Origin of the sequence: Pseudomonas sp. NFX183, from assembly GCF_047943075.1 — a bacterium.
GTDB lineage: Bacteria > Pseudomonadota > Gammaproteobacteria > Pseudomonadales > Pseudomonadaceae > Aquipseudomonas.
The window spans coordinates 3466023-3486652 of the sequence record NZ_CP181333.1; the positions used below are offsets into that span (position 1 = coordinate 3466023).

Below are 20630 nucleotides of genomic sequence, written 5' to 3' on the forward strand. Positions count from 1 at the left end.
GAGTACGAATCTTATAGTTGCGAACCGAATCAAATAGGAATCAGTTGCATTGGCTATAACGAGACGTACCGCCGGTTAACATCGAGTAAAAATAATTCTCATTTAGTTCAGAATGACCAGCGCCGGGTATTCCGAGAGCGTGGCCGAGGTGATGTGCGCCAGCGAGCGCACCACGTCCAAAGGCTGGTCGAGGCGGTAGTTGCCGGTGACGGCTGTGCTGGCGAGCTTGTCGTTGGTGTTGATGATCCAGCCCGGGTAATAGCGGCGCAGCTCGGCCAGCACGTCGCTCATCGGGCAGTTTTCGAACACCAGCCGACCTTGAACCCAGGCCAGGTCCTTGCTCACATCCAGCTTGGCGGGTTGGCCAAAGCCTTTGGGGCCGATGCGGATGCTCTCACCGGCGCGCAGGCGCACGCGGGCATCGTCGAAGGTATTGCTCAGGTCGACGTCACCGCGCTGCACCTGCACTTGGGCCTCGCCGTTGAGGTAGCGCACGGCGAAGTCGGTGTCGCTTACGCTGGCGCGTACTGGCCCGGCGTCAATCTCCAGGGGCAGGCCGCGGTTGGGCGCAACTTCAAAAAACGCCTCGCCTTGGTACAAGCGCGCGATGCGCTGGTGGTCTTTGATGCTGCTGGAAAACGCCGAGTTGGTGTTCAGCAGTACTTTGGAGCCGTCGTCCAATTGCACGCGCTGGCGTTCACCGACGACGGTGAGGTGGTCGGCTTGCAGGCGCACGGGCAGGTTGCTGAAGCTGAACAGGCCGATCAACAGCACGGCGGCGGTGGCCAAGGGTTTCCAATGCGGTTTTATCCGGCGCCAGACGCTCGGTTTGCGCGGCGCTGCCAGGGCCACGGCGGCGCTGTGCACTGGCGCTCCGCCCCAGGCGGTTTGGGCTTTGTTGAATGCGTGTACGTGTGCCGGGTCACTGGCCAGCCAGGCATCGAACTGCGCTTGCTGCCCGGGTTGCGGGCACTGCAAGACGATCAGCCAGTCGAGGGCCTGGTCCATGGCAGTGTCTTGCAACACCTCATGAGCCAGCTCATGGGGGCGCAGTTTATTCGGGTCTGTCACGGTGTTCCTCGGGTCTTCGCCACGTTCTATTCATCTTTCCTACAGACTGGATCGCCATATCTGTCGGCTGAAGCTTAAGGCTGATCCAGCCGTTCAGCCACTCCTACACAGATGGCCATGATCAATTTCAGTTCCTTTTGCACGGTGCTCAAGGACACTTGCAACTGGTCGGCAATCTCTTGGTAGCTGCAACCATGCAGGCGGCTGAGGATGAATATCTGCTGTTGGCGTGCGCTCAGCTGGCCGAGGCTGATGCTCAGGTGTTCGAGCAATTGCTCGGCCTGGGTGGCGTCTTCGGGCGTGCTGATGGGCGCGGCGACACTTTGCAGCACGTCCAGCGGGACATCTTCCTGCAGCGTGCGGGCTTGAATGCGCCGCGAACGCAGGTGGTCCAGCGCCAGGTTGCGGGCAGTCTGGTAGACGAAGGGTTCGAGGTGGTCGATCGGCCGCTCACTGAGGGCCCGGGTGACGCGCAGGTAGGTTTCCTGCAGCAGGTCCTCGGCGGTGCTGTGGTTATTCACCATCCGCTGCAAGGTGCGAAGCAGAATCACCCGTTGGGTGATAAAGACTTGGTTGAAGCGAGATTGGCTCACAGTGCTACCAGATCGATTTGCAGTTAATGATAATGCTTATCATCAACGGAAATGGCAAGTGGCTATTGCTGTGAGCCTACAAGGGGCTGGGTAGCGCGCAAAACTCATGTGGGAGCGGGCTTGCTCGCGAATACGGGGTGTCAGTCAACGAAGATGCCTACTGAACCATCGCCTTCGCGAGCAAGCCCGCTCCCACACAAGCCCGCTCCCACAGAGCGCTTCGTTGCCTGCTTACTCCGCGTTGCAAAGCGCCAGGCAGTTATCCAGCATCCGGTTGGAGAAGCCCCACTCGTTGTCGTACCAGGCCAGCACTTTGAGCAATTTGCCGCTGACCTTGGTGTGATTGGCATCGAAAATCGACGACAGCGGGTTATGGTTGAAGTCACTGGAAACCAGCGGCAGGGTGTTGTAGCCGAGGATTTTCGAGTGCTGGCTGGCTTCTTTGAGCAGCGCGTTGACTTGCTCGGCGGTGGCTTCTTTCTTCAGCTCCACGGTGAGGTCGACCAGCGACACGTTGATCACCGGTACCCGCACCGCCATGCCGGTCAGCTTGCCCGCCAGTTCCGGCAGCACCAGGCCTACCGCTTCAGCGGCGCCGGTCTTGCTTGGGATCATGTTCTGGGTGGCCGAACGCGCGCGGTACGGGTCGGTGTGGTAGACGTCGGTCAGGTTCTGGTCGTTGGTGTAGGCGTGAATGGTGGTCATCAAACCGTTTTCAATGCCCAGCTCGCGGTGCAGCACCTGAGCCACAGGCGCCAGGCAGTTGGTGGTGCAGGAAGCGTTGGAAATGATCTGGTGCGATTGGCGCAAGATGTCATGGTTCACCCCGTACACCACCGTGGCGTCTGCGCCTTTGGCCGGGGCCGAGATGATTACCTTGCGCGCGCCGGCGGTAATATGAGCGGCCGCCTTGTCACGGTCGGTGAACAGACCGGTGCATTCGAACACCACGTCGATCTTGTGCGCCGCCCATGGCAGGTCAGCGGGGTTGCGAATGGCACTGACGGCAATCCGGTCACCATTGACGGTCAGGCTTTCCTGATCGTGGGCAACCTCTGCTTCGAAAGTACCGTGTACGGTGTCGTATTTGAGCAGGTGGGCATTGATCGAACTGTCGCCCAAATCATTGATGGCGACGATCTGCAAATCCTGGCGGTAGCCTTGGGTATACAGTGCGCGCAGGACATTACGGCCGATACGGCCAAAACCATTGATTGCGATACGAAGAGTCATTGGAAAGTGCCTGTCGTCGATTTGTTGTAAGAATTACAAGATTATTCGCATAAAAATAGAAAACAAGCCTTTTTAGTGGCAATATTTTGTTCAATCTACAACGAGTGACCTGAATCAACTGGTCCGATGATACAAGCGACACCCTGCCATCCCATGAGCTGCGGGCGTTTGATCAGCATAGGAACGAGGGTCGCCACATCCGTTAGCCTGGAGTTCTACACATGCATCCCCGTGTAATTGAGGTCACCGAACGGCTTATCGCCCGCAGTCGTGCAACCCGCGAGGCTTACCTTGCGCTCATTCGCGGCGCCGCCAGCGACGGCCCGATGCGCGGTAAGCTGCAATGCGCCAACTTCGCCCACGGCGTGGCGGGCTGCGGCACTGAAGATAAAAATAGTCTGCGCATGATGAACGCCGCCAACGTGGCAATTGTTTCCTCATATAACGACATGCTCTCGGCGCACCAGCCGTACGAACATTTCCCTGAACAGATCAAAAAGGCCCTGCGCGAAGTCGGCTCGGTCGGCCAGTTCGCCGGCGGCACGCCTGCCATGTGCGATGGCGTAACCCAGGGCGAACCCGGCATGGAGCTGAGCCTGCTCAGCCGTGAAGTCATTGCCATGTCGACGGCGGTAGCGCTGTCCCACAACATGTTCGACGCCGCGCTGATGCTGGGCATCTGCGACAAGATCGTCCCCGGCCTGATGATGGGCGCGCTGCGCTACGGCCACCTGCCGATGATCTTTGTGCCGGGCGGCCCGATGCCCTCGGGCATCTCCAACAAGCAGAAGGCCGACGTGCGCCAGCGCTACGCCGAAGGCAAGGCCACCCGCGAAGAGCTGCTGGAATCGGAGATGAAGTCCTACCACAGCCCCGGCACCTGCACCTTCTACGGCACCGCCAACACCAACCAGCTGCTGATGGAAGTGATGGGCCTGCACTTGCCGGGCGCCTCTTTCGTCAACCCGTACACGCCGCTGCGTGACGCGCTGACCCGCGAAGCCGCGCACCAGGTCACGCGCCTGACCAAAGCCAATGGCAACTTCACGCCAATCGGCGAGATCGTCGACGAAAAATCCATCGTCAACTCCATCGTCGCGCTCAACGCCACCGGCGGTTCCACCAACCACACCCTGCACATGCCGGCCATCGCCATGTCGGCGGGGATCATCCTCACCTGGCAGGACATGGCCGACCTTTCCGAGGTGGTGCCGACCCTGTCCCACGTGTATCCAAACGGCAAGGCCGACATCAACCACTTCCAGGCGGCGGGCGGCATGTCGTTCCTGATCCGCGAACTGCTCGAAGCCGGTTTGCTCCACGAAGACGTCAATACCGTGGCCGGCAAGGGCCTGAGCCGTTACACCCAGGAGCCCTTCCTGGTCGACGGCGAGTTGATCTGGCGCGATGGCCCGATCGAGAGCCTCGACGAAACCATCCTGCGCCCCGTGGCCCGTGCGTTCTCGCCCGAAGGCGGCTTGCGCGTGATGGAAGGCAACCTCGGCCGTGGTGTGATGAAAGTCTCCGCCGTTGCCCCGGAGCACCAGATCGTCGAAGCACCGGCCGTGGTGTTCCAGGATCAACAGGATCTGGCCGACGCCTTCAAGGCCGGTGAGTTGGAAAAAGACTTTGTCGCGGTGATGCGTTTCCAGGGCCCGCGCTCCAACGGCATGCCGGAATTGCACAAGATGACGCCGTTCCTGGGTGTGTTGCAGGACCGTGGCTTCAAAGTGGCATTGGTGACAGACGGGCGTATGTCCGGCGCGTCGGGTAAGATCCCTGCCGCGATTCACGTCAACCCCGAAGCTCAAAGCGGCGGGCCGCTGGCGCGGGTCAAAGATGGCGATATCATTCGCGTGGATGGCGTGAATGGCACCTTGGAGCTTAAGGTGGACGCCGAAGAGTTCGCAGCGCGCACGCCTGCCACGGGCCTGTTGGGCAACAACGTGGGGGCGGGGCGTGAGCTGTTTGCATTTATGCGCTTGGCCGCAAGCTCCGCAGAGCAGGGCGCCAGCGCCTTTACCTCTGCCTTGGAGACGCTTAAGTGAAGCTTGCGCTGGTCGGTGACATCGGTGGTACCAACGCCCGTTTTGCGTTGTGGCGGGATCAGGAACTGCACTCGATCCGCGTGCATGCCACCGCGGATCACCACAGCCCTGAGGAGGCCATCAAGGTCTACCTCAAGGAAGAAGGCCTGGAAATCGGGGACATCGGCGCGGTATGCCTGTCGGTCGCCGGGCCAGTAAGTGGCGATGAATTTAAATTCACCAACAATCACTGGCGCCTGAGCAAAACTGCATTCTGTAAAACCTTGCAGGTGGATGAGTTGCTGTTGGTCAATGATTTCACGGCCATGGCCCTGGGCATGACTCGCCTCAAGCCCGACGAATTTCGCGTGGTCTGCGAAGGCACGCCGGAACCGCTGCGCCCGGCGGTGGTGATCGGGCCGGGCACCGGCCTTGGCGTCGGCACCTTGCTGGACCTGGGCGAAGGCCGATATGCGGCGCTGCCGGGGGAGGGCGGCCACGTCGACCTGCCGCTGAGCAGCCCGCGTGAAACCCAGCTGTGGCAGCACATCTACACCGAAATCGGGCACGTCAGTGCCGAAACCGCCTTGAGCGGCGGCGGCCTGCCACGGGTGTACCGCGCGATTTGCGCGGTCGACGGGCACACGCCAGTGCTGGACACGCCCGAAGCCATTACGGCAGCCGGCCTGGCCGGGGACCCGGTGGCGATCGAAGTGTTGAACCAGTTCAGCATCTGGCTGGGCCGCGTGGCCGGCAACAACGTGCTGACCACCGGTGGACGCGCTGGCGTGTATATCGTGGGCGGGGTCATCCCACGCTTTGCCGACTTCTTTATCAACAGCGGCTTTGCCAAGAGCTTCAGCGACAAAGGCTGCATGAGCGATTATTTCAAAGGCATTCCGGTGTGGTTGGTGACCGCGCCGTATTCCGGGTTGACCGGGGCGGGTGTGGCACTTGAGCAGGCTTTTGCGTAGGCAGTGATGGCCTCTTCGCGAGCAAGCTCGCTCTCACATTCAACCGCATTCATCCAGTTGGAATGAGTTTAAATGTGGGAGCGGGCTTGCCCGCGATAGGGCCTCAAGGGCAACAGATGACTCAAGCTTGGCCATAACAACAAGGAGGACCCCGTGAGCGCAATCAGTAAATCGATTCTCCTCGTCGACGACGACCAGGAAATCCGCGAATTGCTGCAAACCTACCTCAGTCGCGCCGGCTTCCAGGTGCGTGGCGTGCCGGATGGTGCAGGGTTTCGCCAGGCGATGAATGAGGCGCCGTGCGATCTGGTCATCCTCGATGTGATGCTGCCCGACGAAGACGGTTTCAGCCTTTGTCGCTGGATTCGCCAGCACCCGCGCCAGGCGCAGGTGCCGATCATCATGCTCACTGCCAGTTCCGATGAAACCGACCGCGTGATCGGTCTGGAGCTGGGCGCCGACGACTACATCGGCAAGCCGTTCAGCCCGCGCGAGCTGCAAGCGCGAATCAAGGCCTTGCTGCGCCGCGCCCAGTTCGGCCAGGAACGCAGCAGCGGCGGCGATGTGTGGGTGTTTGGTGAATGGCGATTGGACATGATCAGCCATCGCCTGTTTCACGTGGACGGCGAAGAGGTGATTCTTTCCGGCGCCGACTTTGCTCTGCTCAAACTGTTTCTCGATCACCCGCAACAAATTCTCGACCGCGACACCATCGGCAACGCCACCCGTGGCCGCGACCTGATGCCGCTGGACCGTATCGTCGACATGGCCGTGAGCCGCTTGCGCCAACGCCTGCGCGATACCGAAAAACCCCCACGGCTGATCCGCACCGTGCGCGGCAGTGGTTATCAACTGGCAGCCAGCGTGGTTGCCGGCAATGCCCACTGAGCATTTAAGCGAACGCCGCCGCCGTTTCCCGGTGCCGCGCTCGCTGCTGGGGCGGATGTTGCTGCTGACCTTGCTCGCGGTGCTGTTCGCCCAGGCGCTGTCCAGCGTGATCTGGGTCTCGCAATTGCGCGCCACCCAGCTCGAAGGCCTGGTCACGAGCGCCCGCAGCCTGGCGCATTCGATGACGGCCAGCGTGAGTTATTTCCGCTCGTTGCCGGTGGCCTACCGCCCGCTGGTGCTGGACCAGTTGCGCAGCATGGGCGGCACACGTTTTGTGGTGACCCTCAACGACCGACCTCTGGATATGCAGATATTGCCGCAGACCCCGCGCAAACAGGCGGTTCTGCAAGCGGTAGACGAAGTCTTGCGCCAGACCCTGGGCGGCGACGTGCATATCTCGGTGGAGTTCGTCAGTGCCGAAGACCTGCGCATTTTCAACGCTGGCCTGAAGCTCGATGAACTGCCGCGGTCCTGGGCGCATTACGCGTTGACCCTGGAGCCGGTGAATCCGCCGGTGCTGGTCACGCAGATCCAGCTGGCGCCGGGCGAATGGCTGTACATCGCCTCGTTGTTGCCCGAGCCCTACACCAGCCTTGAAGAACAGGGCCTGCCGTCGCAGCAGGTGTGGTTTATCGTGCTGACCAGCGGTTTTCTATTGTTGTTTATCGGCCTGCTGGTGCACTGGCAAAGCCGACCGCTCAAGCGTCTGGCGCGGGCGGCGCGTGATATGTCCCTGGGCGCGGATGTCGAGCCGGTGGCCGAAGGCGGCGGCAGCGAAGTGGTGGAAGTGGGCCGTGCGTTCAACGCCATGCGCGAACGCATCAGCCGGTACCTGACCGAGCGCAGCCAATTGTTCAGCGCGATTTCCCACGATTTGCGCACGCCGATCACCCGCTTGCGCCTGCGCGTGGAGCTGCTCGAAGACGAGAACCTGCAAGCCAAGTTCGGTCGCGACCTGGATGAATTGGAGTTGCTGGTGAAGGGCGCGCTGCAATGCGTGAAAGACACTGACATCCACGAAAACATCGAGCCGGTCGACCTCAATCACGTCCTTGATTGCCTGGTGGAGCCGTACCTGGCGCCTAACGGCAATGGCCGCATCACCCAGGATGGCCGCGCCCTGGCGCCGTATGCAGGCAAGCCGCTGGCGCTCAAGCGCTGCATCGGTAACCTGATTGACAACGCGTTGAAGTACGGGCAGAACGCGCATTTGCACATCGAAGACGATGGCGCGGAATTTATCCTGCACGTCGACGACGAAGGCCCTGGCGTGCCGGAGCAGCGGCTGGAGCAAGTGTTTGAACCGCACTTTCGGTTGGCCGGGCAGCAGCAGGGTTATGGTTTGGGGTTGGGTATTGCGCGCAACATCGCCCACAGCCATGGCGGTGAGGTGAGTTTGCAGAATTTGCGCGAGGGTGGTTTGCGCGTCACTTTGCAGTTGCCCCGGACCTTGGACTAAAGAACACCAAGGTTCAAATGTGGGAGCTGGCTTGCCTGCGATGGCGGTGCATCAGTCGAACATTCGCTGCCTGACCCACCGCCATCGCAGGCAAGCCAGCTCCCACAATGATACTTGTGGTGGGTCAGATACTTTGGCGCATTCTCGCCAGGTCCCGCAGCGGTGGCGCCCCAAACAGCCGGCTGTACTCGCGGCTGAACTGCGACGGGCTTTCATACCCCACCCGATACCCCGCCGCCGAGGCTTCCAGCCCTTCGGCAATCATCAAACGCCGCGCTTCCTGCAGGCGCAACTGCTTCTGGTATTGCAGCGGGCTCATCGCGGTAATCGCCTTGAAGCGGTGGTGCAACGTCGAGACGCTGAGGTTTACTTCGCGGGCCAGGTCGTCAATACGCAGCGGCTGTTCATAGTTGCCGTTCAGCCACTTGATGGCCTGGCTCACACGATGGCTCTGACTGTTGGCCACGGCGATTTCATACAGCCGGTAACCCTGCGGCCCACGCAGCAAGCGGTAAAGAATCTCGCGGTTGATCAACGGCGCCAGCATCGCGATGTCTTTGGGCGTATCCAGCAGGCGCGCCAGGCGCAGCACGGCGTCAAGCAATTGAGTGTCGATGCGGTCGACGTACATGCCGCGTGAGGTCGGGCGCGAGGGCACGCCCATCGGGCCGGCCTCGGCGATCAGCGCCGTCAGTTGCGCCGGGTCGATATTGATGCGCACCGACAGGTTGGGATCTTCGGGCGTGGCATCGATGATCCGCCCGGCCACCGGCATCGCCACGGAGAACACTAGATAGTTGAGCGGGTCGTAGGCGAAGATTTCGTCAGCCAGGCGTACTTCCTTGCTGCCGCTGGCGAGGATGCACAGCGCAGGTTCCACCAGCACCGGCATGAAGTCGCGCGGCGTGTTGTGGCGGTTGAGGAACAACGAGGTGATCGCCGTGCCGTAGGAGCCATCTTCCCAGGTATGCCGGTGCACGATGCTGGCGAGTTCGGCGCGCTGTTTTTCCGTCTCGGCATCGAGGGGAGTGGACTTATGTTCCGACGACGACATGACGTGTCCTCTACAAGCTTTTTGATGGGATCAGCTTAGCGGCGGCTTTTGAGAAAGTGTTACGTCGATCCTGCACAATCCTTGCCTGATCCTGCGATAAGTCGCGAATCAGGCAAGTGCAGTGCCTGTCATCTGCCTGAAACACTGAACATGGCCATGGAATAAACCCCCGGGGCCAAACGTCTTATCTACGCCTCTGGCAGGATTGTGCAATAAGCCGGCAGGAATTGACTAACCGCGCCTGCACCCGCGCCGTTATCTTTGATCCTGTGGCAGCACGCCCTCACAGTGCTTGCCGAGCATCACTTCTCAACGGGAGAGTCGAACATGTCCACCCCCATTCCCGCGAGCCATATGGCCTTTATCCGTGCCCGTACCGGGTGCAGCACCGAACTCGGTGCACGCTTGAGCAGTTTGATCGAACCGGGCCGTCAGGCTCAGGGTTGCCTGCAATTCTCGTTGCAGCATTCCCAAGTGGATCCCGATGTGTGGCTGATCTGCGGCTTCTGGAGTAGCGAGCAGGCGATGAGCGCCTACTTCAACTCACCCGCCTTGATGGTCTTCACCGAGCTGTTGAACGACATGGTGGTGCGCAGCATGGACTTCCAGACCTTTACTGATGCATCCGCGGCGCATGCCTACGGCGAGTACCTGCAACTGGCCGGTTGAGAAGGTTAGAATGGCCGACTTTCCCATTGGCCAGGACCTGCAACATGGCACGTAAAGAGTTTGCCCACCACGAAGCCGTTTCCGCCTTGGTGCGTGAAGAAGAGGGTGGCTACAGCGCCGCCATCGCCGTCAAGGCACTGGATGGCATGGGCGCCCCCAGGTTTCACAAGATCCTTGAAGGCCACACGTTCAAGACCGCTGACGACGCCGACGATGCGGCTGCCGCGCAATTGCAGCGGTTGGTCGACGTGGACGAAGAAGGGCAATTGACCTGGTCACCTGCCGCTGACTAATCAACACCACCGATCCAAATGTGGGAGCGGGTTTGCTCGCGAAGGCGCAGTGTCAGTCACCGAAAATATCGACTGATTCACCGCCTTCGCGAGCAAGCCCGCTCCCACATTTTTTTGCCTTTCACTCAGCGCTGAGTGGCGCCTGGGCGATACATCTTGAACAGTGCCTGCGGCCCCAGCTGGAAGTAATCCGCCGGGCCACCGCCGCGCAAGATCGGCTCCGCGGCGGCCGTGTCATAGATCCCATCCTTGAGCAGCCACTTGGCAATGTGCACCGCGACCACCTCGCCAAGCACCAGCCAGCTCGGCACCAACTCTTTGTCGGCGCGCTGCAGCTGAATAATCTGCGTCACCTTGCATTCGAACGACACCGGGCTTTCGCCCACGCGCGGCACGCCGACGATTTTCGAGGCGACCGGCGTCAGGCCGGACAGCTCGAACTCGTTGACCTCTGGCGATACCGCCGCGCAACTCTGGTTCATCTGTTCGGCCAACGGGCGAGTGGCCAGGTTCCACACAAACTCGCCGGTCTGTTCGATGTTGTTCAGGCTGTCTTTGCGCCCGACGCTGGAAAACCCAATGATTGGGGGAATGTAATTGAACGCATTGAAAAAGCTGTAGGGCGCCAGGTTCAGGCGGCCTTCGCGGTCGTGGGAAGAAATCCAGCCAATCGGCCGTGGCCCGACGATGGCATTGAACGGGTCATGGGGCAGGCCGTGGCCATTGGCGGGTTCGTAGAAATGGATATCGTCAGACATGGGCCGGGGTTCCTGCTGCGGGGGGGCTGTGAGGTAGCCATAGTGCAATCCATGACGGTGAATTTCCATTGGCCGGATGGAATTTTCATTGATTGCCCACCTATTTTTCACAGCGTCCCGTTCAGTCTGCGCGCCAGGTCGACACCCCCTATACGTCGGCCCAATGCACGACTGAGCTTCGGAGCCTTGCGCACAATGAACAAACTTCCTCAGATCACCCTGGCGTTCTGGGTCATGAAAATCTGCGCAACCACCCTGGGCGAAACCGCCGGGGATTTGTTGTCGATGACCCTGAACGTCGGCTACGCCATCAGTTCGATGATCTTGATCAGCGTGTTTCTCGTCACCCTGATGACGCAGCTCTGGTCGAAAACCTACAACCCGGTGCTGTACTGGATCGTGATTTTGTCCACGAGTACCGCCGGCACCACGATGTCGGATTTCATGGACCGCACCTTGGGCTTCGGGTACGCCACCGGCTCGATGATCCTGATCGTGATCCTGATGATCATCTTCGCGTTGTGGCACCTCAGCGGTGATTCGCTGAACGTGAACAAGGTCCAGACCTTTCGAGGCGAACTGTTTTACTGGATGGCGATTCTGTTCTCCAACACCTTGGGCACTGCGTTGGGTGACTTCCTGGCGGACGACTCCGGGTTGGGTTTTGCCGGTGGCGCCTTGCTGATCGGCTCGGCCATTGCGGTGGTGGTAGCACTTAAATATTTCACCCAGATTTCTTCGGTGCTGTTGTTCTGGGTGGCGTTTGTGCTGACTCGGCCGTTCGGTGCGACCCTGGGCGATTTCCTCACCAAGCCCCATGAAAAGGGCGGGCTGGATTTCGGCACCATCGGTTCATCGGCGGTGCTGGCGGGCGTGTTGGTGGTGATGATTGCCGGGGCGTCGTTTGCGCAGCGCCGGTATGGGCGTCGGCAGCCTGTAGAGCTGACCTGACGCTGTTTTATGAAACGCTGAAGACCAAAATGTGGGAGCGGGCTTGCCCGCGAATGCGGTGGATCAGTCAGAGCAACATCGACTGACACTGCGCTTTCGCGAGCAAGCCCGCTCTCACACTGTTTAGTCCGTGGTAATCCGTGAATGCTTGCGGGTGTCTTTCATGGTCACGTAGACCACCAGCGACACCGCAATACAGGCCGTCACATACCAGTAGTAGCCGGTTTCCATGCCAATGCTCTTGAACCACAGCGCGATGTATTCAGCGGTACCGCCGAAGATCGACACGGTCAGCGCATATGGCAGGCCCACGCCCAAGGCACGGATTTCCGTAGGGAACAGCTCGGCCTTCACCACCGCGTTGATCGAGGTGTAGCCGCTGACGATGATCAGTGCCGCCATGATCAGGAAAAACGCGCCCCACCAGGTCTGGATGGTGTGCAGGGTGGTGAGGATCGGCACGGTAAACAAGGTGCCGAGGATACCGAAGGCGATCAGGATCGGCCGGCGGCCAACCTTGTCCGACAGCCCGCCGACAATAGGTTGCAGGCACATGAACAGAAACAGCGTGGCCGCCGAAATGGTGGTGGAGTCGGAAATGCTCATGCCCACCGTGTTCACCAGGTATTTCTGCATGTAGGTGGTGTAGGTGTAGAACGCCAGGGTGCCGCCCATGGTCAGGCCGACCACGGTCATCAGTTCCTTGGGGTGGCGCATCAAGGTGCGCATGGCGCTTTCCTTGGCCTTTTCCTTTTTGGTAAACGACTCGGTTTCTTCCATGCCACGACGCAGGTACAGCGCGACCACTGCGCACAGGGCGCCGATGGCGAACGGGATGCGCCAGCCCCAGTCGTACAGTTGTTCGGTGGTGAGCACCTGTTGCAGCACGATCAGTACTGCCAGCGCGATGAGTTGGCCGGAGATCAGCGTCACGTATTGGAAGCTGGAGAAGAAGCCGCGACGTTCCTTGGTCGCCATTTCACTCAAGTAAGTGGCCGAGGTACCGTACTCGCCACCCACCGACAGACCTTGCAGCAGGCGTGCGAACACCAGCAGGATCGGTGCGCCGACGCCGATGGTTTCATAACCCGGGCTCAGGGCGATGATCAGTGAGCCGAAGCACATCAACAGCACCGAAGCCATCAAGGCCGCTTTGCGACCGGCACGGTCGGCGTACAGCCCCATCAGCCAGCCACCGATCGGGCGCATCAGGAAGCCCACGGCGAAGATCGCGGCGGTGTTCAGCAGTTGGGCGGTAGTGTCGCCTTTCGGAAAGAAGGCCTTGGCGAAGTACAGCGAGAAGGCGGCGTAGACGTACCAGTCGTACCACTCGACCATGTTGCCGACCGAACCGCTGAAAATCGATTTGATCCGGCTGGAAGTACTGCGTTCTTTTGCCGGCGCAGCCGCCGACCCCAGAGGCAGGGAGTTGGAGTTATCCATTGAAGGATCCTTCATCTAGTTGTTTTTATGGAGCGTGCTTGAGCACTGCCTGGCTGGGGCTATAGCAGGAGCTGTGCCAGGTGGGTGAAGGCCCGGAATAGAAGGGTTACAAGATTTTATTGAGCGGAAATTTGCTGATGATTTTCAGGTGATGAGCGGAAATCCGCTTATGGCTGCTGTCCTTATCGGGGACAAGCCCCCTCCCACATTTTGATTTGTGAACACGCTCAAGTGTGGGAGGGGGCTTGCCCCCGATAGCGGCCTGCCAGTCAACACAACGATTGGCCTAGAGAAACATCTCCCGCACCAACCCATGCCGCTGCATCTTTTCATTGAAGGTGCGACGGGGCAGCTGCAGCTCCGCCAACACCGCCTTGATATCACCCTTGTGGCGCACCAGCGCCGCTTTCAGGCAATGCGCTTCGAAGGCTTCCTGCTGCGCCGCCAGGGATTGCCCGGCCTCGATACCTTCCGGCTCCGGTTCACCCAGGCCCAGCACTTGGCGCTCGGCGACGTTGGCCAGTTCACGCACATTACCCGGCCAATCATGGCTGAGCAGGCGCCCCAGTTGCGCGCCGCTCAAGGGCTCGGCGCTGCGGCCCAGGCGCTCGGCGGCGCTGTGGGCAAAGTGGTCGAACAGTAGCGGAATGTCTTCGCGGCGCTCGCGCAGAGGTGGCAGGCGCAGCTGTGCGACGTTCAGTCGGTAGGCCAAATCTTCGCGAAAGCGCCCGGCGCGCGCCTCTTCCAGCAGGTCCGGCTTGGTGGCGGCAATGATGCGCAAGTCCACGTGAATGCTTTGGTTGGAGCCCAGTCGCTCAAGCTTTTGTTCCTGCAATACGCGCAGCAATTTCACCTGCTGGGCCAGCGGCATGCTTTCGATTTCATCCAGGAACAGCGTGCCGCCATGGGCATATTCCAGCTTGCCGATACGCTTGCCTTGGGCTCCGGTGAACGCGCCACTTTCGTGGCCGAACAATTCGGCCTCAAACAGCTGCTCGGGGATGGCGGCGCAGTTGAGCGCTACAAACGGCTTTTTTGCGCGCGGGCCAAAATCGTGCAGGCAGCGCGCGACCAGCTCTTTACCGCTGCCAGTCTCGCCACGGATCAACACATTGACCGGCAGGTTCGCCAGGTCGAGCACCTGACGTCGCAGGTTCTGCAAGCCTCGGGACACGCCCAGCAGGCTCGATTCGAGCTGCGCGCGATGGTCGGCCTGTTGATGCAGACGACGGTTTTCCAGGATCAGCCCGCGTTTGTCCAGGGCGCGGCGCAGGCTGTTGAGCAAGGCGTCGGGGCTGAAGGGCTTTTCCAGAAAGTCATAGGCCCCATCGCGCATCGCTTCCACCGCCATCGGCACATCGCCGTGGCCGGTGAGCAGGATCACCGGCAAGTCGGCATCCCGGCGTTGCACTTCGGCCAGCAGTTCCAGGCCGCTGAGCCCGGGCATGCGCACATCGCTCAAGATCACCCCGGCAAAGTCCCTGGGCAGGTGCGCCAGGCATTCCTCGGCGCGGCTGAACAACTGCACGTCAAACCCTGACAGGCTCAACCATTGTTCGACGGCCGTGCGAATGCTGGCTTCGTCATCGACCACAATCACGGCGTTCAACATAGGTCGGGCGTCTCCAGCGCAATCGGTAAGGTCAAGGTGAATATTGCGCCGTCGCCACGGTTGCCGGCGAGCAGGCGCCCGCCCAGTTCATGCACGATAGCGTAGGACACCGCCAGCCCGAGGCCGAGGCCGTCTCCGACGGGTTTGGTGGTAAAGAACGGGTCGAACACGCTGCTCAAGTGTTCTTCTGCAATGCCGCCGCCGCTGTCGCTGACGGTCAGTCGCCACAACTGCTGGTCGGCGTGCAGGCGGATCTCCAGGCGTTTGCGTGGCTTGTCGGCCATCGCATCCAAGGCGTTGCGCAGCAGGTTGATCAACACCTGTTCCAGGCGGATGGCATCACCGCGGACCCAGGCGGGGCGGGCCAGGTCCAGCACCACGCCGATGGCTTCCTCGCGCAGGCGCGCGTCGAGCAAGTGCAGGGATTGGTCGACGACGGTGGCCAGGTCGAGCTTTTCGCGCAAGCCGCTGGGGCTTTTGCGCGCGAAGGTCTTGAGGTGGCCGGTGAGTGCGGCCATGCGCGTGAGCATGTCGTCCAGCGGTGTGAGCGCTTGGTAGGCATCGTCCACGCGGCCGTGGTCCAGCAGCAGACGCAGGGTCGCCAACTGCATGCGTTGGGCGGTCAGCGGCTGGTTGATTTCATGGGCGAGTGCGGCGGACATCTGGCCCAGTGCCGCCAGTTTGGCCGATTGCACCAAGCCATCCTGGGCCGTGCGCAGCGCCTGGGTGCGCTCCTCCACAAGCTGTTCCAACTCTTCGCGGCTGCGCTGGCGCAGGCGGGCCAGGCGCCAGCGCTGGGTCAGGAACAGCACCAGAAACACCAGCGCCAGCCACGAGCCTGCAGCGGCCAGGCCGGCGTTGCGCTGATCCTCAAAGGCGAACTGCGGTTTGCGCAGCAGGTGCAGGGTCCAGCCTTCGGCCTTCAGTGGCAGGGATTCCCAGATGTAATTGGCATTGCCGTCAGGGCCATTGACGCGCATCAGGTGGCTGTTTTCGTCGAAGCGCTGCAGCGTCTGGGTTTGCAGCGGCTGTAATTGCTTTTTATCGTATTGGCGCGTGGCCTTGAGTTCGGCAAGGTCACTGGCCGACAGAGGCCGCAGGTTGCGATAACGCCAGCCCGGCTGGTTGGCGATAAACACGATGCCGCGCGCGTCGCTGACCAGCAGCAGGTCATTGCCCTGGGCCCACTCACGTTCAAGTTCGGGGAATTCGAGCTTCACGACCATGGCGCCGAGAAACTGCTCGTGTTCATCGACCACCGCGCTGGAGAGGAAGTAACCCGGAATGCCGGTGGTTACCCCAACCGCATAAAAACGCCCGGTGCCTTGGCTCAAGGTCTGGCTGAAATAGGGGCGAAACGCGTAGTTGTGGCCGACATAACTGCTCGGCAAGTTCCAGTTACTGGCGGCCACGGCCAGGCCGTTGCGGTCCATCAGTTCCAGGGTTGAGGACTGTGCTGCGCCGTTGATGCGCTCCAGTTTGCGGTTGAGCAGGTCTTGGGTGGTGGCGTCGAGCGGGCCTTTCAAGGCGCTGATCATTTCCGAATCCAGCGCCAGTACGGCGGGCAGGGCGCGGTAGCGTTCGATCAGGGTGTGCAGGGAATTGCCATAGAGCGTGAGCTGTTGATTGGCGCGGGCGGCGTCATCCACCAAGGCTTGGCGTTCGGCATGGCGAGTGGCCAAGGCAGCGGCCAGCACCGCTCCGGCGATGATCAACAGGGAATAGAAGGTCAGGCGCAGGGGGCGTGGGATTGCGATCATACGGTGATGAACAGGCACGGTAAGGGGTGAGCACCATAGCATGCACGCCGTTCAGTTTGTGGCGAGCGGGCTTGTTGTGGCGAGCGGGCTTGCCCCGCGTAGGGGGGGCGAAGCCGCCCTAAAAACTGCCCCCGCGATATGCCTGGCACACTGCGGTGGCCTTATTGGGGCGGCTTCGCCACCCAACGCGGGGCAAGCCCGCTCGCCACAACCAATCCCTCTAGCCACAACATGCCCTCCAGCCGCACCAGACTCCACAGGCCCGAAGGAATGAGCAGGCCATAAAAAAGGCGACTGGGCCATGGGCCGCAGTCGCCTTTGTCCTTGCGGGGAGTGCTTACTGCACTTCTATCGCCAGGCTTTCACTGATCTTTTTCTGCCAGATGGCAGGACCTGTGATGTGTACGGATTCGCCCTTGCTGTCCACCGCAACGGTGACCGGCATGTCCTTGACGTCGAACTCGTAGATCGCTTCCATGCCCAGTTCGGCGAACGCGACTACGCGCGACTTCTTGATGGCTTGCGCCACTAGGTACGCCGCACCGCCGACAGCCATGAGGTACACGGCTTTGTGGTCCTTGATCGCTTCGATGGCGGTCGGGCCGCGCTCGGATTTGCCGATCATGCCCAGCAGGCCGGTCTGCTCGAGGATCTGACGGGTGAACTTGTCCATCCGCGTGGCGGTGGTCGGGCCAGCCGGGCCAACCACTTCTTCGCGCACCGGATCAACCGGGCCGACGTAGTAGATGAAGCGACCCTTGAGGTCTACCGGCAGGGTTTCGCCCTTGTTCAGCATCTCGACCATGCGCTTGTGCGCCGCGTCGCGACCGGTGAGCATCTTGCCGTTGAGCAATACGGTTTCGCCCGGCTTCCAGCTTTGCACTTCTTCCGGGGTCAGCGTGTCGAGGTTGACGCGGCGGGCCGATGGGCCGGCTTCCCAGACGATTTCCGGGTAGGCGTCCAGCGATGGCGCTTCCAGCGACGCCGGGCCCGAACCGTCGAGCACGAAGTGTGCGTGACGGGTAGCGGCGCAGTTGGGGATCATGCACACCGGCAGCGAGGCGGCGTGGGTCGGGTAGTCCATGATTTTCACGTCGAGCACGGTGGTCAGGCCACCCAGGCCCTGGGCGCCGATGCCCAGTTGGTTGACCTTCTCGAACAGCTCCAGACGCATCTCTTCGATACGGTTCTGCGGGCCGCGCTTTTTCAGCTCGTGGATGTCGATGGATTCCATCAACACTTCCTTGGCCATCACTGCGGCTTTCTCGGCGGTGCCGCCGATGCCGATGCCCAACATGCCCGGTGGGCACCAGCCGGCGCCCATGGTCGGAACGGTCTTGAGCACCCAGTCGACGATCGAGTCGGACGGGTTGAGCATGGCCATTTTCGACTTGTTCTCGGAACCGCCGCCCTTGGCTGCCACGTCCACTTCCACGGTGTTACCCGGGACGATGGAGTAGTGGATCACGGCCGGGGTGTTGTCCTTGGTGTTTTTACGCGCACCTGCCGGGTCGGCGAGGATCGATGCACGCAGGACGTTTTCCGGCAGGTTGTAGGCGCGACGCACGCCCTCGTTGATCATGTCGTCCAGGCCCATGGTGGCGCCATCCCAACGTACGTCCATGCCCACGCGCACGAACACGGTGACGATACCGGTGTCCTGGCAGATCGGGCGATGGCCGGTGGCGCACATGCGCGAGTTGATCAGGATCTGCGCAATGGAGTCACGGGCTGCCGGCGATTCTTCGCGCAGGTAGGCTTCGTGCATCGCCTGGATGAAGTCAACGGGGTGGTAGTAGGAAATGAATTGCAGGGCGTCGGCAACGCTCTGAATCAGGTCGTCTTGCTTGATCACGGTCATGAGTCGCGCTCCTCTATAAGGGAACATTCAATAAAGGTGGCTCAGTGGGGTACATCGGTCGGCTGAGTCCACCTTTCCAAGGCACGCCGTAGGTGCAGGCGCGACGCTAAAAAGGCGCGGCAGTATAACCCGGCGCGGTGGCCGATACACCCGACTATGGTCAAACTGTCGCAGGCATGATTCCCTGTGCGCGCCTCTTCTGATTGAGACCTTATATGCCTGAACTGCACGTCGGCGAACGCCACTGGTCGGTAGCCACCGGCAGCAACTTGCTGGATGCCCTGAATCTGGCGGGTGTGGCCGTGCCTTACAGTTGCCGGGCGGGCAGTTGCCATGCGTGCCTGGTGCGCTGCCAGGGTGCGGTCGAGGACAAACAACCCGACGCCTTGAGCCCGGCGCAACGTCAGCAGGGGTGGCGCTTGGCGTGCCAATGCCAGGTTGTCGGGGACGTGCAAGTCGAAACGTTCGACCCGCTGCGTGACGGTTTGCCCGCCAAGGTGGTGGGCGTCGACTGGTTGAATGCGAGTGTGCTGCGCCTGCGCTTGCAACCGGAACGTGGCCTGCGTTATCGCGCCGGGCAGCATCTGGTGGTGTGGGCGGGACAGGTGGCGCGGCCCTATTCCCTGGCGAGCTTGCCCCAGGAAGATCCGTTCCTGGAGTTTCACCTCGATTGCCGTCAGCCCGGTGAATTCATAAATATTGCCCGCCAGTTGCAAGTGGGAGACGACCTGCGCCTGGGCGAGTTGAGGGGCGGGGCGCTGCAATACGATCCCGACTGGCATTCGCGGCCGCTATGGCTGTTGGCCGCCGGCACCGGGCTTGGGCCGTTATGGGGCGTGCTGCGCGAGGCGTTGCGCCAGGATCATCAGGGCGCTATCCGTGTGATTCACCTGGCTCATGATGCCGACGCGCATTACCTGGCCGAGCCCCTGGCGCAGTTGGCTTTGCAGCATCCAAACGTCACCGTGGAGCTGTGGACTGCGGCTGAGTTGACCCAGGCATTGGCGCAACTGCGGCTTGTTTCGCGGCAAACTCTGGCCTTACTCTGCGGGCACCCTGTCAGCGTCGAGGCGTTTTCCAAGCGCTTGTTCCTGGCCGGTCTGCCGCGCAATCAACTGCTGGCCGATGTGTTTGTGCCCCGTGGTTGAGCGCTGATTTCTACAGCCGCGAGATCCACCATGACCGACGCCATCCTGCTGCAACGCGAACGCGGGCTGCTGACCTTGCGGCTCAACCGCCCGGACAAGAAAAACGCCCTGACCCGCGCCATGTACACGCAATTGGCCCACGCGTTGGAGCAGGCCGATGCGGACCCAGACATCCGTGCCGTGCTGATTCAGGGCAGCCGTGAGTGTTTTACCGCCGGTAATGACATCGGCGATTTCCTCGAACAGCCGCCCAGCGACCTCGACAGCCCGCCGTTTCACTTTATGAAAAGCCTGCTCAATTGCCGCAAGCCAGTGATCGCCGCTGTGGCCGGCGCGGCGATGGGCATCGGCACTACCCTGCTGCTGCATTGCGACCTGGTCTATATCAGCCGCGATGCGCGCTTGCGCATGCCATTCGTCAACCTTGGGCTGTGTCCGGAGTTTGGCTCAAGCCTGATCCTGCCGCGATTGCTCGGGCATGCCAAGGCGGCTGAGCTGTTGCTGCTGGGCGAGGGATTCACTGGTGAGCAGGCGGCCGCGTGGGGCATTGCCACGCAGGCGTTGAGCAGCGGTGAAGCGGCGCTGGCCAAGGCGCGGGAAGTGGCTGAACGTTTTGAGACGCTGGCGCCGGGTGCGGTGCAAGTCAGCAAACACTTGATGAAAAGTGTGGATCGCGAGCAGTTGCGCCAAGTGATTGAAGAGGAGGGGGCGTTGTTTACGCAGCGGTTGAAATCGCCGGAGGCGATTGCGGCGTTGTCGGCTTTTGTCACCAGGCGCTAGATTTTTGTCGATTGTTCTGACGTCTTCGCGAGCAAGCTCGCTCCCACATTCGAGCG

Annotated in this window: 18 protein-coding genes; 9 read left to right on the forward strand and 9 right to left on the reverse strand. The window is 61.2% G+C overall.

Features of this window, described 5'->3' with window-relative positions; translation table 11 throughout:
* Window positions 1-102: 102 nt before the first annotated feature.
* The 3 genes from ACM530_RS16105 to gap form a co-directional block, all read right to left on the reverse strand.
* Window positions 103-1071 carry a FecR family protein gene (locus tag ACM530_RS16105; RefSeq protein WP_145165422.1) on the reverse strand — a complete coding sequence of 323 codons (969 nt, stop codon included), beginning with the start codon at window positions 1069-1071 and terminating at the stop codon, window positions 103-105.
* Between the two features lie 74 nt (window positions 1072-1145).
* A complete protein-coding gene (locus tag ACM530_RS16110; RefSeq protein ID WP_242199938.1) occupies window positions 1146-1664 on the reverse strand; it encodes an RNA polymerase sigma factor in 519 nt (172 codons plus the stop codon).
* Window positions 1665-1895: 231 nt separating this feature from the next.
* Window positions 1896-2897: a type I glyceraldehyde-3-phosphate dehydrogenase gene (gene gap, locus ACM530_RS16115; RefSeq protein WP_083356951.1), complete on the reverse strand. Its 1002-nt coding sequence runs from the start codon at window positions 2895-2897 to the stop codon at window positions 1896-1898.
* A 221-nt stretch (window positions 2898-3118) separates the two neighbouring features.
* Between gap and edd the strand changes: the two genes are divergently transcribed.
* The 4 genes from edd (at window position 3119) to ACM530_RS16135 (ending at window position 8245) form a co-directional block, all read left to right on the forward strand.
* Window positions 3119-4945, forward strand: coding sequence for a phosphogluconate dehydratase (gene edd / locus ACM530_RS16120; protein WP_145165418.1), 1827 nt, complete (start codon window positions 3119-3121; stop codon window positions 4943-4945).
* Window positions 4942-5898: a glucokinase gene (locus tag ACM530_RS16125; protein ID WP_416362667.1), complete on the forward strand. Its 957-nt coding sequence runs from the start codon at window positions 4942-4944 to the stop codon at window positions 5896-5898. The genes edd and ACM530_RS16125 overlap by 4 nt, the downstream gene beginning before the upstream one ends.
* A 153-nt stretch (window positions 5899-6051) precedes the next feature.
* Window positions 6052-6786 (forward strand): response regulator, encoded by a 735-nt coding sequence (locus ACM530_RS16130; RefSeq protein WP_416362668.1) that lies wholly within the window; start codon window positions 6052-6054, stop codon window positions 6784-6786.
* 31 nt (window positions 6787-6817) lie between these two features.
* Window positions 6818-8245, forward strand: coding sequence for an ATP-binding protein (locus ACM530_RS16135; RefSeq protein WP_370004808.1), 1428 nt, complete (start codon window positions 6818-6820; stop codon window positions 8243-8245).
* A 124-nt stretch (window positions 8246-8369) separates the two neighbouring features.
* On the opposite strand, the gene ACM530_RS16140 is transcribed toward ACM530_RS16135, so the two are convergent.
* The gene (locus ACM530_RS16140; RefSeq protein ID WP_416362669.1) at window positions 8370-9299 is read right to left on the reverse strand and encodes an AraC family transcriptional regulator; all 930 of its coding nucleotides are present in this window, start codon (window positions 9297-9299) and stop codon (window positions 8370-8372) included.
* Window positions 9300-9626: 327 nt separating this feature from the next.
* On the opposite strand from ACM530_RS16140, the gene ACM530_RS16145 reads away from it, so the two are divergent.
* The gene (locus ACM530_RS16145; RefSeq protein ID WP_242199945.1) at window positions 9627-9968 is read left to right on the forward strand and encodes an antibiotic biosynthesis monooxygenase family protein; all 342 of its coding nucleotides are present in this window, start codon (window positions 9627-9629) and stop codon (window positions 9966-9968) included.
* Window positions 9969-10012: 44 nt separating this feature from the next.
* Window positions 10013-10261, forward strand: coding sequence for a hypothetical protein (locus ACM530_RS16150; protein WP_106578353.1), 249 nt, complete (start codon window positions 10013-10015; stop codon window positions 10259-10261).
* Between the two features lie 125 nt (window positions 10262-10386).
* Here ACM530_RS16150 and ACM530_RS16155 read toward each other — a convergent pair whose 3' ends face one another.
* Window positions 10387-11019 carry a flavin reductase family protein gene (locus ACM530_RS16155; protein WP_242199949.1) on the reverse strand — a complete coding sequence of 211 codons (633 nt, stop codon included), beginning with the start codon at window positions 11017-11019 and terminating at the stop codon, window positions 10387-10389.
* Window positions 11020-11214: 195 nt separating this feature from the next.
* Between ACM530_RS16155 and ACM530_RS16160 the strand changes: the two genes are divergently transcribed.
* On the forward strand, window positions 11215-11970 hold the full coding sequence (locus tag ACM530_RS16160) for a hypothetical protein (RefSeq protein WP_416362670.1): 756 nt from the start codon (window positions 11215-11217) through the stop codon (window positions 11968-11970).
* Window positions 11971-12093: 123 nt separating this feature from the next.
* Here ACM530_RS16160 and ACM530_RS16165 read toward each other — a convergent pair whose 3' ends face one another.
* The 4 genes from ACM530_RS16165 to ACM530_RS16180 all read right to left on the reverse strand — a co-directional run bounded on the left by ACM530_RS16165 (window position 12094) and on the right by ACM530_RS16180 (window position 18646).
* Complete coding sequence (locus tag ACM530_RS16165) at window positions 12094-13413, reverse strand: MFS transporter (RefSeq protein ID WP_145165403.1); 1320 nt, start codon at window positions 13411-13413, stop codon at window positions 12094-12096.
* A 286-nt stretch (window positions 13414-13699) separates the two neighbouring features.
* Window positions 13700-15025: a sigma-54-dependent transcriptional regulator gene (locus ACM530_RS16170; RefSeq protein WP_106578357.1), complete on the reverse strand. Its 1326-nt coding sequence runs from the start codon at window positions 15023-15025 to the stop codon at window positions 13700-13702.
* Window positions 15019-16785 (reverse strand): ATP-binding protein, encoded by a 1767-nt coding sequence (locus ACM530_RS16175; RefSeq protein ID WP_416362671.1) that lies wholly within the window; start codon window positions 16783-16785, stop codon window positions 15019-15021. The genes ACM530_RS16170 and ACM530_RS16175 overlap by 7 nt, the downstream gene beginning before the upstream one ends.
* Before the next feature lie 337 nt (window positions 16786-17122).
* Window positions 17123-18646 (reverse strand): fumarate hydratase, encoded by a 1524-nt coding sequence (locus tag ACM530_RS16180; RefSeq protein ID WP_416362672.1) that lies wholly within the window; start codon window positions 18644-18646, stop codon window positions 17123-17125.
* A 215-nt stretch (window positions 18647-18861) separates the two neighbouring features.
* On the opposite strand from ACM530_RS16180, the gene ACM530_RS16185 reads away from it, so the two are divergent.
* Window positions 18862-19794 carry an iron-sulfur-binding ferredoxin reductase gene (locus ACM530_RS16185; RefSeq protein ID WP_262209804.1) on the forward strand — a complete coding sequence of 311 codons (933 nt, stop codon included), beginning with the start codon at window positions 18862-18864 and terminating at the stop codon, window positions 19792-19794.
* 30 nt (window positions 19795-19824) lie between these two features.
* Window positions 19825-20574, forward strand: coding sequence for an enoyl-CoA hydratase (locus ACM530_RS16190; protein ID WP_416362673.1), 750 nt, complete (start codon window positions 19825-19827; stop codon window positions 20572-20574).
* Window positions 20575-20630: the final 56 nt, after the last annotated feature.